Source organism: Enterococcus sp. DIV0170 (assembly GCF_051710765.1).
In the GTDB taxonomy this organism is placed as follows: Bacteria; Bacillota; Bacilli; order Lactobacillales; family Enterococcaceae; genus Enterococcus_A; species Enterococcus_A raffinosus.
Genome location: NZ_JBIOLG010000001.1, coordinates 3072735 through 3089238 on the forward strand (window position 1 = coordinate 3072735; position 16504 = coordinate 3089238).

Below are 16504 nucleotides of genomic sequence, written 5' to 3' on the forward strand. Positions count from 1 at the left end.
CTTTTCCATTTATTTTTTAAGCTTGTTTTGTATTGTCGTAGCTTGATCCTGCTTTTGCTTCGTCATTACTTGATGCCGCTAGTCCTTTGATAGCTGCACGAATAATCATGGATGCTGTAAAGCCAACCAATGCCAACACGGCAAAGATTCGCAAGACATTCGTATAAGAATGGAACATTTCAGTGACCTTCCCTAAGAAGATCGGTCCAAACATTCCCGCCGCGGCCCACGCAGTTAAGATATAGCCGTGAATCGCCCCTACTTCCTTTGAACCGAAGACATCTCCGATATAAGCCGGAACGATGGAGAACCCTGCACCATAGCAAGTCATTAGCAAACAAATCAACGCGGCAAACAGCAATGGAGAGCTTACCACGGAGAGACTCAACAAGACCACAATATCGATCACAAAAAGAATCGTAAAGACATTTTTTCGACCAAGAACATCTGATATTAATGCCCAAACCAGACGGCCGCAACCATTGAAGACACCCATGACCCCCACCATCGTTGCCGCCATTCCAGCTGTCATACCGGTAATTTCTTGCGCCATTGGTGAAGCTTCTGAAACAAGCGAGATCCCGCAAGTAATATTTAGAAATAGCATAAACCATAATAACCAAAAAGTTTTCGTCTTAATTGCTTGATTGGCGGTCAATTGAACACCACGGTATTGAACCTTTACTTCTTCTTTTGGATTCGGCGCCTCAAAACCCTCAGGCGTCCAGCCAACTGGCGGTTTTTCCAAATAACGCGACGCTGTAAACATCACTAAGAAATAAGCAATCCCTAAAATATAGAAGGTTCTAGATACACCTACATGCACCATCAATTGTTGGGCGATTGGTCCGGTAATCATGGAAGCAAAACCAAAGCCCATAATGGCAAGGCCTGTAGCCAGTCCTTTTCTATCCGGGAACCAGCGGATCATCGTTGACACTGGGGTGACATATCCAGCCCCCAAACCAATTCCGCCAATAATTCCGTACGTCAGATACAGCATTGGCAATGACTGACTTGAAACGGCAAAACCTGTCGAGACAATTCCTAATCCAAATAAAATGGATGCCACCGTTCCTGTTTTTCTAGGGCCAAATTTTTCTACAAATTTCCCCATAAACGCTGCGGATGTTCCTAAACAGAAAATCGCTAAACTAAATGCAAAAGAGATCGACGATTTATCCCAACCCGTCAACTCTCCGATCGGCTCCTTAAATACACTCCACGCGTATGCTGAACCGATAGACAGATGAATCGCTACTCCTGATAAGGCGATCAGCCATCTATTTTTTTCCCTGCGCATCTTCTTCCCTCCTGATTTCAATGCATTTGTATGATTGGGCGCGGCAAAAGATAACAAACGTTATCTTTTTTTATTTAAAAAAAGATTTTTTTCAAACACCCAATAACCTCGAGTATACGCTCTCATTTAATTAAATTCAACAAAAATTTTAATATAATCAGACGACATGATTGACTATTAAAAAAAAGAATTCTGTTTCATAAAAATATGGGATTTAATCTTATTTTTAGGTTAAACCAAACAAAAACCTGCTAAACGATAGACGCTCAGCAGGTATACACTTCTTCCAAAATTCTTTTTAAATTATTCGACCTTTTTCTTAACTGGCGCATAGAAGGAGACTTTTCCGACGCCTGTGTATTCTTCTAAATTGAAATTTCCAGCGATTTGATAGGTGTCATTCTGCATCAATTCACCGTAGCTTTGACCAATCAATTGATCCAGCTCTACTTGATCGGTGTAGCTCAATTCAAAACAAGCATAGCTTCCTGTCGGTAGCTCAAACGCTGAAGGACGTGTCTCTGCACTGTCCGTATTCCCCACTAAATAGCATTGGTCGCCATCAATCACCGCATTCACTGCTAACAAATCGCCTTCGACCTTTGACGCATACGCTTCTTTTGCTCGCATTTTTTGTTTGCTTATCTCAGCTAGTTCCTCCGGTGAATTGGTCGACTGCAGTGTCGTGATCCAGCCATAAACCGTCTGTGCTTCTCTCTCAACTATCTTTAACATGGTTCGCATCCCTCTTTCTTTCAGCTATCAAGCCATAAACTTTTTTCAAAAAAAGAAAATCTAACCTTTCTACTACACGCTAAATATATGCCCCTCCGTTACTCGATGCAATAAAAACGCTTGCTAATTAAATTCATTAAGATCCAGCTCTTACTGCAACAAACCTGTCTTTTAGTGCAACAAATGAAAAAAAGATTCTTTCTGCTGGAAATCCTTGCTATGCTAAAGACACAAAGGAGGCAACCAATGAACATCAACTTTACCTGGGTAAAAGAAAAACCATTAAACGAAATTGATATCTGCGCAAATCCTGAAAATAAATCGAAGCTACAGGTGCTTGAAAAACACTTACAACAAGAAAAGATCATTCTGGCGACAGATCCCAAAAACAATCGCTCCGTCAAAGTTCCGTTAACTCAAATCGAAGCCTTTGAAACAATGGGGCATCTAGCCAAAGTGATCTTGACGAATCAGCAGACCTATCTGCTGCAAAAACGTTTGAAGGAACTCGTTCATTTTGAATCCGATCATTTTTTCCGGATCAATAATTCGCAAATTTTAAATCTCAATAGTGTTCACTCTTTCCAATTAGGAGAACATGCTCGTCTAGAAGTACACACGAAAACAAACACTGTCTATGTCGTCAGCCGCTATTATGCCAAAAATATTAAGGAGAAACTCTCATGTTTAAACAATTAAAAAATAATTTCTTTCAAGCCGCTTTCGGTTCATTAGTCTGGATTACCATTCTTTGTTCACTCACAGACTTTCGTTCACAAATCCCATTTAGTTACATCTGGCATTTGATTGGGATTAGTCTTTTGATAGGAATCGTTTTTGGTATCATTTACCCTTATTTATGGAACTACTCTACCTTGAAAGCTGCAACTAACATCGTCCTTTGTACACTGATTAATACCTTATGCGCCTATGCAGGTGTCTATCTCTATTCGACTCAGATGTTTGCATTCATTCGTCCGTTTTTTATCGGGGTTTTATTATTAACCTTGATCCTGCATATCGTTTCCTTCTATTTTTATTCCAAATATGACAATAAAAAGATGGCATCAAGTTTGAATCAACTGAATCATTAAAAAAATCCCTGACTGGTTCAACCATGTCAGGGATTCTTTCCTTATTAAAACGTCACGACTTTATCCGCCCATTCCACCATTTCTACACAATCGAACATCGTGGAAATCGGACAAGCGGTGTGATCTTCCAGCTGTCTAGATTTCAGACAGGTCCCACAAGCTAACAATTCTCCACCTTGTTTCGCCAGCTTTTTCATTTCAGCTGGTACGTCGTATTGCTCATCTTCAATGCTTTCAACTTCTACTGCTTCGCCCATTAAGAAGAATTTCACTTCATGCGCTTTTTTTAGTGCTGCTACACCAAAGCGAAACGCATTCCATGCTTTTTCATGCTCCTTTGTCTCCAAAATGATTGCTACTTTCATCTCTCCCGCTCCTTGTCTTAAAAAACACTGTATTTTCTTAAAGTATAGCGTTTTCAATGATTAAAAACAATTGGCTTATTGATTGATATACTTCCCCTGAAAGGAAACCGATGTCAGGTTAAAACCTTGATTTTTTTCTTCTCCTATTTATTACGTTACATGTTTACTTTGATTAACCTGTGTTTCATTTAGAAAAATTCTCTTATGTATAACTAAAAATGATGATTACTAACATTCTCATTCATCAATTTTGTTTGTCTCACTATTTTGTCTTAAGCTAGATTTGGAGAAATTTTCATCACTAAAGATAAGTAATATTTTGCATCCATTTTCTTTGGATTCTATAAATATTGTGATTCATCCATTTAATAACAATTAAGCGATTCAATTTTCACTTATGGTACCATTATCATAAATAAATGTTTACTAGACATTTGTCGATTGTTGAAATTTAACTGTATTAAGGTTCTTCAAGATTTTTTCACGTGAGAGTTAAGCTTTTTCTGCAAAACTCGGACCAACAAATTAAAAACTGCTGAAGCAATAGTCTCCCTTGTGGATAGCCCCTTGACTATTCCTCTAGAACTTTCATTAGCCGCAACCAATTGATCGTGGTCGAAGCATTATTTACACGTTTCTAAGACAATTATCCTTAAATCCACCACCAATTCTTCACTGGGTGAGTGCACAACAATCTAGGAAAGTAGTTGAAAACGTTGTTCCAGCCTATAAACTTATTAATTATTGGAGGTTCAATGATCATCGATAAATCTTTGGGCGTCAGAATCGGCTTTTTTTTAAAGTATCCATGGATTTCTAGATTGATTCAATTCATAGCGCTTTTTTGTATAGCCTTCTCGATTATACAAATCAGAAGATAGATTTGATAAGAGTCAATTGAAAAAGATTAATTTGACAGTTTTTTATGATTCATTGAATCGAGAGGTTACACACTTTGGTTATTTTGTCTGTTCCTTTGCATTCAAGTCGTCTCCCAAATCTTCAAAAGTTAAAAAGGGTGATCATACTATGGAAAAATATATCATTGATGGAGAAAATCTGAGTTCTGACAAAAATTTCATAATTACGAATGATAAAGGAGAACCAGCCTTTCGAGTAGTTATTAGCAAAAAACCAAGTGTGCATAAAAGAATATATGAAATCTTTGACAATTCGTCTAACTCTATTGGAAAATTAGTATTGGATCGATACCTTTTGAATATGCTAAGAGAATTTGAATTACGAGTTAAAACAAAAAATAATGAAAACGTGAAGTTTAAAAGGATTATTGAAGCATTTGAAATGAAGTATATTATTGAAGGAAATTCTATTTCAATTCAAGGAGATTGGACTAGTGCACACTTTAGCATTTTCAAAGCAAATATCAAAATTGCTGAAGTTGAGACAAAGGATAGCTTCATTAAAGTATTAGTTACCGATCAAGATTCTGTCTCTTTATCTGTATGTCTCATAACAGCAATTAGCTTCATTAAAGAAATTGAGCGATTTTAGATATTGATAATAATCGAGTAGCTCACACCACCGTACGTACGGACACGTATACAGCAGTTCAATAAGTTGAGTGTACGAACTGGTACTTCAAGGAGATGTCCTAATATCCTTGGTGTGCCAGTTCTTTGTCTGTTAATGTTCGATGAAAAATAGGACTTTTGGAGATTGACCAAATACCTTTACTACTTGAAGGTACGCTTGATTGAGATTGTTACGCTCAAGCACTTTTCCAAACAGATTATCTACACCATCTTGTCTTTCGCTAACAGTTCCTACTGCCAAGCCTGTAGTGGACTTTCACCATCAATTTTTCACTCGTGCAGGGCGCACGCAAAAAGGCAAGAAAATGTGATCACATTTTCTTGCCTTTTATTCGCTTTAAAGAGAACTTTTGATTCAGGCTCTTCTCAATTATTATTCTTCAGAATGGATGACAGTTTCCTGCATTTTTCCTTGCGCAAGGATATCTACTCGGGTTTGCATCTCTTCATATAATGACATGACGGATTGACGTGATTCAATGACTTCATCAGAAATTTCTTTTGCTTGTTCGTTGATCAGCGCCAGCTCTCTCTTCGCTTCTTGAATGATTCGGTGAGCATCCATTTTAGATTTCTCTACCATGCGATTGGCTTGTTTTCGAGCGGAGATCAGAACTTCTCCAATTTCTTGTTGAGTTGAAATGGCCTCTTGCTTCAGCTGCTCATTTTCTGCTTTGAGTGTCGCAACCTTTTCACGCAGTTCAGCTGTTTCTTTTTCTTGTATTGCCTTAGCCGCCTGCTCTTCGATCATTCGATCCATGACTTGGTCTTTCTCAACAATTACTTTATCCAGTTGAGAATACTGCTCGTCCTTCTCATTGATTTCTGCAATCAGATCGTTGATTTGGCCTTCTAGCTGATGAATTTTTTCAAGGCGTTGGATCTCTTCATCTTTTTGCTGAGCAACTAATGCTTGGTGTTCTTCGTGAATTTCTTCCAACTCCCGTTCTACTGTTTCCAAATGTGCGACCGAATCTCTCAATTTCTTGTTTTCTTGCTGTACTTGTTCCAATTGCTGCTTCAAGTTATCCAGCTCTTGTGTTTCTTTCAGACGCTGAACTTCTTGCCGTGCTCGTTGAACTTCAGCCTCCAGATCTTGAATTTGGCGACGATTTTGTGCTTTCTCCTCACCCATTCGTAAAACAGATTGACGATAATTCTCATTTTCTTTCGTTAATTGCTGCGTTTGGGCAGTCATTTCTTTTTTATATTTTTGTAAAACCTGCTCTTTTTCAAAAATCAAACGCTTCAATTCTTTGATTTCTTCCGCTTGTTTCTCTGCTGAGTCTGGAATGGTATTATCAGAAACCATTTTTAATGCTGGAGCAGGTTTAGGCTGCGATTGTACCGGTGCAGCTGTGGGTGCCTGCGGTTGTGCGCTCGTCATTGTTTCATTTTCGACTTTCTCTTCTGGAACGGAATTGATCTCATCGATAATGTTCTTATTGAAAAACCATCCGCTCTTCTTTTGTTGTGCTACCATTTTTTTCCCTTCTTTCCATTAGTCTTCTTGGATCATTACAAACTTATCTTCTCCATTCTCACGAGAGAAAGTACAACTATAATCTTGTTTCTGTTGCTCTCCGTCCCTTACGTTCAGCTGGAAGGTAATCTGAGTCAGATTACTTATTGCTTCTGCTTCAGCCGCAAAAGCCTTGATGTTGTCCTTGATTTGCTGACGATTGTCCTCACTAGTCAAGTCTCCTGCCAAAGCAATATTCAACGTTTGAGTCGGTATATCTAAGACGATCAGAGTCGTCGGCAAACCAAAGTAAGGACTGAGCTTATTGGAAAGATCACTCTCCATCGTATATTGATTTTCTCTGCTATCATCTGAAAACAGCTCATCCCACGCATAATCCTGTAAGCCTATCCCTTCGCTGGGATACTCCTTAACAGGAATTTTGTTGACTAATTTTTTTTGTTCCTTTTTCATTACTTGAACGTCATCTCTCAGTGTACTGTTCTGTTCATTCATCGCATACAGCTGATCTTGTACCTGAAACAAGCTATACGAGGTTAACAGCAGCCCTACAGCTAAACAGAAGGTAACAAATAATAACGCCGATATATGTTTCGTTTGCTGAATTTGTTTCACATAGTCCAGCTTCCGCTGGAAAGTCGCCGATGCATCTCGTGGTGGCTTAATCAGTTGCAATCGAACATTGATAATCATTCGATACAACCACACCAGCAGCACTAAAATAATGAGTCCTACACAAACCCAATTAATGATTATCACGTGTTTTCCCCTTTTCTTTTTAGTTTTCTACTTTAGCGAGATGAATCGCTGGGAATCGGAATTGAACGGTTCCCTCGATGGATTTTCGATGAACGAAACCAAAGGATCGACTATCCTTAGAAACCTCTACATGATCGCCAATAACAAAGTAAACATCTTCTGGAATTTTATTTAACGTTTGAAACTCATCGGCCACAGTCGGCGACAAATGATACGTATTCGTCGTTTCAAAATCCCCTTGCTCTCCAATATTCAAGACCATCCGATCATTTCGGACAAACATGCTGTCACCAGGCAGTCCAATCACTCGTTTGACAAACATTCCCTCTTCCCGATCTACTGAAAAAGCGATAATATCATATCGTTGAACTTGGACCTTTTTCTTCACTAACACTTGATCTCTTTCTGTCAACGTAGGAATCATGGATGTCCCTGAAATCGTATGGACACTATAATGCTTTTGCAGTTGTCCTCTCACAACAAACAGCATCGTTACAGATAGAATGAGGAGAAGAACAACGGTTAACAGTAATGTCCTCCTGTCATTTGGCGGATCCTCTGTGTGTACGTAGCGCTTATTTGCCATGAGTGATGGCACCCCTTTATTTTGCTTTAATATAAGTAACTAAATCAGATTTCGCTAAATTCGCGTCGATAACCCGATAAGAAATCACCGTTCCTCCATAGACATTGCCTTCCGAAATCAAGATCCCCTCTGGTCGAACAACTTCAACAAACGCAACGTGACCATAACGCGGGTCTGATCCAGCCGTGCCTGGTGTGAAGGAAATCAACCAACCAGCTTTAGGTTCACGACTGACTTCATAGCCTAACGCCTTGCCCTTTGTTCCCCATTCACCGCCGTTGCCCATAAAGTCGTCTACACTCTTGCCTAACTGTTTCACGCGGTTATAGGCGTACCAAGTACATTGACCCACTGGGTATGAACCGGAAGTATTGTAGTTGACGCCGTTATAGTCTGGGTAACGCATCATAGAACGATATTCTTCTGGAATCTCATCCTTGCCTTTGATGAATACTCCTGATGACTGATCAACCTTTACTCGATCGTATTGTGTTAAATTATAAACCGCTATGATCGAGTTCAACTTTCTATTATAGGAAGTATCTGTCGCATAAGTACCTGTTAGCGCATGTGTCGACCGTAAATAATTCTTAGCGGTCGAACGCCAAGTTTTTTGATAATAATTCGAATTGCCAGAAATCCCGCCACGGAGTAACTGAACGTAATCTCCTAATGAGGCCGCATAGTTTGGATACTTGCGGAACGCAGAATTAATCGAATACAGCTCTCCATTTCCGCGATCCTCTTGAGTCGCCAACGAAACGGCTTGGCCCTGATAGGTTCCCTTCACTCCGAATAGATTATAGTTCGGCGGTAATGATAAGCTGCTGCTGCCTGAACCACTTTCTAACAATGCCTGTGCGATCATTACAGAAGCGAAAACATCGTATTCCTGACCTAACTTACGAGCATCCTCAGCAATCGTTTCTATAAATTTCTTTGATGCCTCATTTTCGGTAAAATTGATTGAAGCGGGATATTCCTTCAAAATAGTTTGACCGTACTCTGTCAATGTCACGTTAGGCAAAGCTTGTACGAACAGCTCTTCATCAATATCCATAGGCTGAAGAACCACCTGCCGCTGTTTTTCTTTTTTATCTGATTCGTCAGCGTCTTCCGTCTCATCCTTAGTCTCAGTCGCTGACTCTTCGTTAGTATCCTCAGCGGTTGATTCAGAAGCCTCTACTTCTACATCCTCAACCGTTAAGTAATAGTCTTTTCCGATGTAGACCCCGACTATTTCAAACTGTTCCTTTTTCTTTTGGTAAAGCAGGCTTCCGATGCTGATCTCTTCCGCTTGCTTCTCTGGAGTTCCTACAATCTCGGTCGCAAAAAGTTCGCTGTAAAGCGTTGTCGCTAATTGCTCCGCAGTGAAGCTTTCCTCTTGTTCAATACCGAGTTTTTTGATCCCATCATAAATCAAGGCCGCGTGTGCTTCATTTTCAAAACTTGAAAGTAGCGGCAGCTCGTACCCCTTTAGATCAGATTGCGCCACTTCTGCCGTCTTCAAATCACTCGGTAATTGTAAAGTACTAGTTTCTGAAAAAGCCTCTGGTGTTGTTTGAATAACCGCAGTGCTGGTTTGTACTTTAGGCTCGCTAGGTGTCGGCGGCGTCGGTGTATTTGGCGCTGGATTTTGTATCGTTCCTGGCGGTGTCACCGCTGGTGGCGTACTCGACTGCGGCGGTTCCTGACTGGTTGCTGGCGGTGTCGTGGACGAACTTGTTGTTGTGCCTGTTGCCCCTCCGCTGCTGGAACTAGTCGAACTGCTCGATGCACTGCCGGAAGTCGACGTACCGCTTGTAGAAGTACTAGAATCTGTTGTACTAGAAGTTTGACTCGTAGAAGACGCGCTGGTTGAGCTTTCACTCGGTGTTGCGCTGCTAGTTGAGCTCTCCGTGTTTTCCCCTTCATTTTCTGAAGATTCAACCATACTGGTTTCCGTCGTTTCCGGAGCCTCCTCGTTTTCAACTGGTGCAGTTTCTTTAAGTGGCTGTTCCGTCGGTGCTTCAGGTGGAGCTGCTGGTTCAGTTGCAGGTGCCTCAGGCGCTGGCGTTTCTGGAACTGACGATGGTTCCACCGGCAACTCTGGCTCTGTTTCTGCCGCTGGCTCCGGAGCTGCGACTGTTGAACTTTCTGGAACTGTTGTCTCTACAACAGAAGATTCTTGAAGCAAGTTATCTGCTTTTAGCGCCCCACTGCGCAGGCTAGCTACTCCCCAACAAACTATTGCTAACCCACAAATTGCCATAACAATCTTTTTCATGAACATTTCCCCTTCTTCCTATACTGAATCAAACAAACCATTTATAAATACTGGGGGCGACCAATGCTTTTAAAAAAAATCAAGGATGCTGACAATAATCCGCATCCTTGATTCAATCTTCGATAATGATGCATCCATCTCAAAAAATATCCAAATGAATGCTGATCATCCTTACGCCGCTCATCGCTAAGACTTTAAATAGCATCTGATAAGTCACAATATTTCACTGATTCGCGGCATTTTGGCCTCTCCATAAATTAAGAGAGATGCTAATCAACATGTTCCACTGATTGAGTACCCATCAACCATCAGCATGCTGTCAGTAATAAATTACAATGACCGGATCTTTTATGTATTTTTTATGAACTTTTATGTTAATCAATCGCCCGCTATACTAACCTACCAAAAACGCTTCTATTGTAACCCAATAAAGTCAGAAAAAACGCCATTGCGCGCACCTCTGGTTACAGTATTATTCTACCTTCATTTATAAGGAAAGTCTCAGCCATTTTTGAAATATAAAATTTAATTTTTGGATAAAAATAAGCTCACCAAACCATTGAATACGCTTCCAAGTTTGTGGTTGCTTAAATCTAGCTAACTTCCGAAAGGATAGGTTTAGGCAAAGTGCAAAAATTCTTTTTTTTGTCTTTTTATTCACTTTTTGGATAATTAAGTCCTTCGTGGTTTTATTATAAATAAATAGAATTTATCAAGAAAAAAACTGTAAATTCTCTCCATTATATAATGGATGAATCTACAGTCTAAATGTGCATTTACCTGTTGCTCTTACCTTTAATTTACAGCAGCTTCAATTTTATTCTCACGTATTCTTTGAATCGTTGAATGCTCCTGTAAAATTTCGGCTAACTCCAATAAATTTTTCACACAAAAATCGGCGCCATGCTGATAAAATTTTTCGGCTGTTTGCTGGTTTCGTTGGTCCATCTCCTCCTTTGAGAGACTTTTGTATTCCGCCAAAGACAGCCCCATCTCAGAACTGCCTTCTGTTACTGCAATACTCAACACTCCGGCATTTTTTCCTTCTTTAATATCCGAGATAGTATCTCCGACCTTGATGACTTCCTCCAACGATAGATTTTGAAAATGACGCATATTCTCAAAAATCATATAGGGGAATGGGCGCCCTAACGAACCCACCTCATCTGGTGTCACGACATAGTCAGGATGGTAGCCTTCCTTTTTAGCTGTTTCGAAGACAATCGCCATCATTTCCTTAGTGTAGCCTGTCGTAGAGCCAATGTTATAGCCTAGCTGTTTGATTTTTTTCATGGCTTGCTTCGTTTCCGGCTTTAGATGACTGTTTTCTGCTAAATCGGCAAATAAGTATTTCTCAAAATCCTGATAGATAGCATATACGTCTTCTTCCTCCGGGGCCCTTCCATGAAGCTTGAGCCATTGTTCTTTTACCTGTTCAAGTGAGAGTAATTGCTTGATATGATCAATTTTTAGCATTCCCATAGGCTGTCGAATTTCATCATACGTAAGTTGGATATTTTTATTGTCAAAAGCTTTCTTAAAGGCTTCGACGGGCGCCATACAGCCAAAGTCAACGGTCGTCCCAGCCCAGTCTAAAATGATCGTGTTAACTGACATACGCCACCTCCGTGTATTTTTCAATAACTTCAACTAATCGGTCAATGTCTTCTGGATAGATATCACCAATATTTCCAATCCGGAAACAATCAACTGCACTGATTTTCCCTGGATAGATCACAAACCCATTTTGTTTTAAATGCTGGTAAAAGGTATTAAACGTAAAATTTGCTTGCTTTGGATACAAGAAAGAGGTAATAAACGGTCCTTGATGATTCTTGATAAACGGTCGGTAACCTAGCTCCTCCATTTTTTGACGAAGCAGTCGATTATTGGTCAAATACCGCATGTAGCGCTGATAGATACCACCTTCTTGGTCTAATTCCTGCAAAGCCTGATGGAAAGCCAAGACAGTATGCGTAGGTGACGTAAATCGCCATTTACCATCTTTTTCCATTGTTTCATATTGGTCGTAAAGATCCAAAGACACCGTTCGAGCAAAATTTCGGCGTTGTTCCAGCTGTTCTCTTTTCGCCAAAGTAAAGGAGAAGCCTGGAACGCCTTGAATGCACTTATTCGAACTGGATACTAGGAAATCAATCGACAGCGCAGAGACATCGATGGGAATCCCGCCAAAGCTAGACATTGCATCAACAATGAACAGTAAGCCATTCTCTTTCGCTAACGCTGCGATCCCCTCCAGCTCATTTAAAATACCGGAAGTCGTTTCACTATGAACCATTGCAATCGCTGTAATGGTTGGATCTTCTTCAAGGATTTTCGCGATTGCTGCTGCCTCCGGAATCTCATCTTCCGCAACTTCATAAACTGTATAAAGCAACGCATATCGTTCACACATACTGACCATTCGTCGGCCATATGCGCCATTCACACAAATTAGCACATGATCCTTTGGTCCAATCATAGAACTCAAGACTGACTCTACGCCAAACGAACCGCTTCCCTGCATTAAAATCGTTGTATAATCCGCTTCAGATACCCCCGCTAAGTCCAACAGCTTTTGACGAATCTCTTGCGTGATCGTTTTATACTCCTGATCCCAAGTGCAATGATCGACCCTCATCGCCTGTTTGACTGTTGCTGTTGTTGTTAAAGGTCCTGGTGTCAATAATTTATATCCCATGCCGCACCTCTCTAATCAACCAATTTTTGGTGTTTTTCTAATAGTTCTGCCGTTAACTCATCTGGGAAGACTTTTTGATTCTTCGCAACTTTTGCCGAATCCACGGTTTCTCCCTTATACAACGCACTAGGATAAATCTTCAATAAATCCTTGCGACCTTTTTCTAAGATCAAATTCAGCATTTTCTCTGCTTCTGGATTGGTCTTTTCCCCTTTATCGATCACAGCTAAAGATTCTGTCAATGTGTAGGTTCCTTCAGTTGGTTCGACAAAATCAATCGGCAAGCCATCCTGTTTATCCTTGACTGCCTGATGACGCAAACCAAAACCAATCGCTACTTCCCCTAAGCGAACTTTTTTCAATGGACCGGACCCAGAGCTTTCTAGGTGGTCTCCAGCATTCTTATAGATTCCTTGCAGGATTGTTTTGGCCTCCTCTTGCCCGTAATTGTCCACCAATGCTTGAAACAATAACCAAGCTGTAGAGGATTGTTTAATATCTGAAATAGCTATCGCATCCTTATATTTAGGATCCGCCAACTCTTTTAAGCTAGTTGGCACTGGCAGCTTCATTTCCTTCATCATGTCCGTATTATAGAAGATGGTTCCTTCCTGCACTGTAAAAGGGGCGGCGTAATCAGGAATCTTCGCCAAGGAATCCATCGGCAGCTCCAGTTTTTTAAACATGTTCTCTTTTTTCTGAGCGCTAGTTAAATAGAAGGTACTCATTGTCACCAAGTCCGCTTCAATATTCTTCCCTTCTGCTAAAAGCTTTCCACCTAATTCAGACGTGCCAAAAGATTGTAAATTGTATTTGCCCTTATAGCCATTTTGATCCAAAACATTCTTGATCACTTCTACTGGTTCTTCGTCGGCATTGGTATAAATCGTGACTTTCTCGTCCGCCGCGTTACCTTTGCTGCAACCTCCTAATAATAGAAGGAAAAGCAGACTTCCAAGTAAAGTGACTAGTTTCTTTTTATTCATTGATCATGCTCCTTTTTTATATTCAAGTATTCATTTCCAATCCGTATATCTTTCCCCTAAGCCTTTTCTCTATGGATAGTCGTTATTTTCGCTTTCGGCTTTCTTCTCATTTGTCTCGTTGAAAAAATGGAAGTAGGCATTCGTTTAATCAGCTGTATAAGTCCTTGCATGATTACGTTGATCAGTAGTAAAAACAAGGAAAGCATAAATATATCGTTAAATCGCCCGAAGTGCTGAAGCTCTTTTAGCTTGGCGGTAATAACCATTGTATTCGCACTGGTCAAGAAAATAACGGCACTGATCGTCACCATTGAATTGAAAAAATAGTAGCCAAAAATATCTATGATGGTCACTTTAGAATTAGGGATCAAGATACGCCAGACCGTTTTTAACCAGCTATCTCCCATTAATTTGGCCGTGTTCTCCCAATTCAAATTCATCTTCTGCAGTGCTTCTTTCGCCATTTGATAAGGGGTTGAAAAATAATGAACGATCGTCACAATCACTAAGATCATCAATGTGTTATGCAGCTGACTGCCACTGAAAAGCAATAAATATGCCACCCCTAAAACCATTCCGGGGATCGAATTCGTAATCGTCGCGATGCTATCGATAAGCTGATTCATCCTATAAAGTTTGCGTTCTCTGGAAGTCAAAATCGCTGCCAAATAGGCAATGATCGTTCCAAATCCCGCAGTCAACAAGGCCATCCACAGGGAATTTTTCAAAGTCTGAACCAAGCTGTCATCTTGTAAAAAACGAGTAAAATTATTGAATGTCGGTGTCAATTCATACGGCCAGTTCGTTACCATCGGAATAATAATTAAAACCGCGAATACACCCAAAATAAAGAAGGACAGTCCTAGAAAAAGAACCCGATAGCACCAATCTCTTACTGCATTCTTTTTGATCACTGCTTGACGCGGCCGCTCATAACGTACCACCTTCTTTTGCAGATGGTTTAAGATTAAGATACTAACGATTGACGGAAGCAGCATGGTTAATGCGACCAGTGAACCGAATTGAAAATTCGGAATCGTCCCCATAAAGCCTTCATATAATAGTGTAGTAATAAAAGGTGTTTGTCCTCCCACCGCACTAGGAATCCCAAAATCAGTGAAGGCCATAAAGAAGCCCTGTAGAAAAGCAACTGCCAAGACCCGTGTTAATGGGTTCAAAATTGTTTTGTACAGCGAACGGTACCAACGATCGCCCATCAGACGAGAAACAATGAATAGTTGGGTATCCAAATATTTCATCGAGTTGTTGATCAAAATAAAGATTGGCGGCAGGGTGTAAATGATAAAGCCTAATAAAATACCGATAGAACCATAGATGTGGAACAGTTCCTGTTGAAAAACCTTGCTCCACAACCCTTGCTTCCCAAAAGCATAAATTAGGACAAACCCATACGTGATCGTCGGCAAAAGCATCGGAAAATGCAGGATGCTCTCATTGACCTTCAAGAACCTCCGATTGATACGCGTAAAATTATTTCCATAAGCCAAGAAAAAGCCTAAGATTGTCGAACAGCTAGTTGCTGCCAACGAATATTTCAAACTATTCGTAAACGAAGTACCCCACTCTTTAGTAAAAATATGCAGGCTCTCTCCATCCGTCTGGGAAAAAGCCGTTAGGACAATCTGGATAATTGGATAAGCCAAAAATAAAAAGAAAAAGAGCAGGACTAGCCAGCTAATGGCCTTTTTCAGTGAAAATGAGGCTCTCATGATGCCACTCTTCTCATAGATTGTTGAAAAATTTGTTGGATATTTTGCTGCTTGATCGCTAATTGATTGACGATAAACTCTTCAACAAAATGACAAGACGCCTGACTCATAATCTCAATCGGTGAGCTGCATTGAGCAATTCTTCCTTCATCAAGAACAACGATTTTATCAGACATCGTCAAAGCCTCCTCAGGATCATGGGTAACGATCACGATAGTCAGATGAAGTTTTCGAGCGATCTCTTGGATTTTTTCCTTGATGGATTCTTTGATCACACCGTCTAAAGCACTTAACGGCTCATCAAGCAGCAATAATTGCGGCTTCATCACTAATGTTCGTCCAAGCGCGACCCGTTGCTTTTGTCCCCCTGACAATTGATGGATTGGCTTGTCTAGATGCTTCTCTAAATTCAATAGCTGAATCAATTCGTCAACCTCCGCTTTGGTGGAGCAATCCTTTTTATTGCGTAAGCCATAGGTCAAATTTTGATAAGCGGTCAAATTAGGGAATAGCGCATAATCCTGAAAAACAATATTAAATGGACGTTTCTCCATCAACGTATGAGTAATCCTTTTTTCATTAAAGTAAATTTCTCCTGCACTGGGTTCTTCCAAACCCAAAATCAAATTCAACAGCGTCGTTTTACCAGAGCCGGATTGTCCAAGAATCGAAACAATCTCGCCAGCTTCAATTTCTAAATTGATATTTTCCAATACGGTCGTCTCTTGAAATTTTTTTGTGATGTTTTCAAGTTTTAGCACACTTATCTCTCCTTTTTAGGTAAATACGGAACACTCAACCAACTGTTTGCTGCTGTATAAAATGAACCGAGCAACTGAGCCCCCTCGATAAAAAGTATAACGATGGATTGTAAAGACCCCGTCAAGTTCACGAAAAGATAAAATAAAGATTGTTTTGTTTATGTAAAGAATGTTAATTGTTG

Annotated in this window: 15 protein-coding genes; 3 read left to right on the forward strand and 12 right to left on the reverse strand. The window is 40.3% G+C overall.

The window, feature by feature from the left end; genetic code table 11:
* Positions 1-16: 16 nt before the first annotated feature.
* Positions 17-1303, reverse strand: a complete 1287-nt coding sequence (locus IGI50_RS14865) for an L-lactate MFS transporter (protein WP_438777483.1) — start codon at positions 1301-1303, stop codon at positions 17-19.
* A 303-nt stretch (positions 1304-1606) separates the two neighbouring features.
* Positions 1607-2038 carry an effector binding domain-containing protein gene (locus IGI50_RS14870; protein WP_438777484.1) on the reverse strand — a complete coding sequence of 144 codons (432 nt, stop codon included), beginning with the start codon at positions 2036-2038 and terminating at the stop codon, positions 1607-1609.
* A 246-nt stretch (positions 2039-2284) separates the two neighbouring features.
* On the opposite strand from IGI50_RS14870, the gene IGI50_RS14875 reads away from it, so the two are divergent.
* Both IGI50_RS14875 and IGI50_RS14880 read left to right on the forward strand, forming a co-directional pair.
* A complete protein-coding gene (locus IGI50_RS14875; RefSeq protein WP_438777485.1) occupies positions 2285-2737 on the forward strand; it encodes a LytTR family DNA-binding domain-containing protein in 453 nt (150 codons plus the stop codon).
* Complete coding sequence (locus IGI50_RS14880) at positions 2722-3132, forward strand: hypothetical protein (RefSeq protein ID WP_010745112.1); 411 nt, start codon at positions 2722-2724, stop codon at positions 3130-3132. Before IGI50_RS14875 ends, IGI50_RS14880 begins: the two co-directional genes overlap by 16 nt.
* Before the next feature lie 44 nt (positions 3133-3176).
* Here the strand turns inward: IGI50_RS14880 and IGI50_RS14885 are convergent, their stop codons facing one another.
* Entirely contained in the window at positions 3177-3497 is a 321-nt protein-coding gene (locus IGI50_RS14885; protein WP_438777486.1) for a DsrE/DsrF/TusD sulfur relay family protein, read from the reverse strand.
* A 1029-nt stretch (positions 3498-4526) separates the two neighbouring features.
* Here IGI50_RS14885 and IGI50_RS14890 point away from each other — a divergent pair.
* The gene (locus IGI50_RS14890) at positions 4527-5009 is read left to right on the forward strand and encodes a hypothetical protein (RefSeq protein WP_438777487.1); all 483 of its coding nucleotides are present in this window, start codon (positions 4527-4529) and stop codon (positions 5007-5009) included.
* Between the two features lie 414 nt (positions 5010-5423).
* Here IGI50_RS14890 and IGI50_RS14895 read toward each other — a convergent pair whose 3' ends face one another.
* The 9 genes from IGI50_RS14895 to IGI50_RS14935 form a co-directional block, all read right to left on the reverse strand.
* Positions 5424-6533 (reverse strand): hypothetical protein, encoded by a 1110-nt coding sequence (locus tag IGI50_RS14895; protein WP_438777488.1) that lies wholly within the window; start codon positions 6531-6533, stop codon positions 5424-5426.
* An 18-nt stretch (positions 6534-6551) separates the two neighbouring features.
* Positions 6552-7292: a hypothetical protein gene (locus IGI50_RS14900; protein WP_010745105.1), complete on the reverse strand. Its 741-nt coding sequence runs from the start codon at positions 7290-7292 to the stop codon at positions 6552-6554.
* Positions 7293-7311: 19 nt separating this feature from the next.
* The gene (gene lepB / locus IGI50_RS14905) at positions 7312-7878 is read right to left on the reverse strand and encodes a signal peptidase I (RefSeq protein ID WP_010745104.1); all 567 of its coding nucleotides are present in this window, start codon (positions 7876-7878) and stop codon (positions 7312-7314) included.
* A gap of 16 nt (positions 7879-7894) precedes the next feature.
* Entirely contained in the window at positions 7895-10144 is a 2250-nt protein-coding gene (locus IGI50_RS14910; RefSeq protein ID WP_438777489.1) for a glucosaminidase domain-containing protein, read from the reverse strand.
* Between the two features lie 795 nt (positions 10145-10939).
* A complete protein-coding gene (phnX, locus tag IGI50_RS14915; protein WP_438777490.1) occupies positions 10940-11761 on the reverse strand; it encodes a phosphonoacetaldehyde hydrolase in 822 nt (273 codons plus the stop codon).
* The gene (gene phnW / locus IGI50_RS14920; protein WP_438777491.1) at positions 11751-12845 is read right to left on the reverse strand and encodes a 2-aminoethylphosphonate--pyruvate transaminase; all 1095 of its coding nucleotides are present in this window, start codon (positions 12843-12845) and stop codon (positions 11751-11753) included. The genes phnX and phnW overlap by 11 nt, the downstream gene beginning before the upstream one ends.
* Positions 12846-12856: 11 nt before the next feature.
* Positions 12857-13831, reverse strand: a complete 975-nt coding sequence (locus IGI50_RS14925) for an extracellular solute-binding protein (protein ID WP_438777492.1) — start codon at positions 13829-13831, stop codon at positions 12857-12859.
* A 56-nt stretch (positions 13832-13887) separates the two neighbouring features.
* Positions 13888-15561: an ABC transporter permease subunit gene (locus IGI50_RS14930; RefSeq protein WP_438777493.1), complete on the reverse strand. Its 1674-nt coding sequence runs from the start codon at positions 15559-15561 to the stop codon at positions 13888-13890.
* Entirely contained in the window at positions 15558-16322 is a 765-nt protein-coding gene (locus IGI50_RS14935; RefSeq protein WP_010745098.1) for an ABC transporter ATP-binding protein, read from the reverse strand. The genes IGI50_RS14930 and IGI50_RS14935 overlap by 4 nt, the downstream gene beginning before the upstream one ends.
* Positions 16323-16504: the final 182 nt, after the last annotated feature.

Bases quoted from the DNA above. Each gene is read 5' to 3' on its own strand.
- IGI50_RS14880 (WP_010745112.1), top strand. From the start codon at position 2,722: ATGTTTAAACAATTAAAAAATAATTTCTTTCAAGCCGCTTTCGGTTCA.
- phnW (WP_438777491.1), bottom strand. From the start codon at position 12,845: ATGGGATATAAATTATTGACACCAGGACCTTTAACAACAACAGCAACA.
- IGI50_RS14885 (WP_438777486.1), bottom strand. From the start codon at position 3,497: ATGAAAGTAGCAATCATTTTGGAGACAAAGGAGCATGAAAAAGCATGG.
- IGI50_RS14895 (WP_438777488.1), bottom strand. From the start codon at position 6,533: ATGGTAGCACAACAAAAGAAGAGCGGATGGTTTTTCAATAAGAACATT.
- lepB (WP_010745104.1), bottom strand. From the start codon at position 7,878: ATGGCAAATAAGCGCTACGTACACACAGAGGATCCGCCAAATGACAGG.
- IGI50_RS14925 (WP_438777492.1), bottom strand. From the start codon at position 13,831: ATGAATAAAAAGAAACTAGTCACTTTACTTGGAAGTCTGCTTTTCCTT.
- IGI50_RS14870 (WP_438777484.1), bottom strand. From the start codon at position 2,038: ATGTTAAAGATAGTTGAGAGAGAAGCACAGACGGTTTATGGCTGGATC.
- phnX (WP_438777490.1), bottom strand. From the start codon at position 11,761: ATGTCAGTTAACACGATCATTTTAGACTGGGCTGGGACGACCGTTGAC.
- IGI50_RS14890 (WP_438777487.1), top strand. From the start codon at position 4,527: ATGGAAAAATATATCATTGATGGAGAAAATCTGAGTTCTGACAAAAAT.
- IGI50_RS14910 (WP_438777489.1), bottom strand. From the start codon at position 10,144: ATGAAAAAGATTGTTATGGCAATTTGTGGGTTAGCAATAGTTTGTTGG.
- IGI50_RS14865 (WP_438777483.1), bottom strand. From the start codon at position 1,303: ATGCGCAGGGAAAAAAATAGATGGCTGATCGCCTTATCAGGAGTAGCG.
- IGI50_RS14930 (WP_438777493.1), bottom strand. From the start codon at position 15,561: ATGAGAGCCTCATTTTCACTGAAAAAGGCCATTAGCTGGCTAGTCCTG.
- IGI50_RS14875 (WP_438777485.1), top strand. From the start codon at position 2,285: ATGAACATCAACTTTACCTGGGTAAAAGAAAAACCATTAAACGAAATT.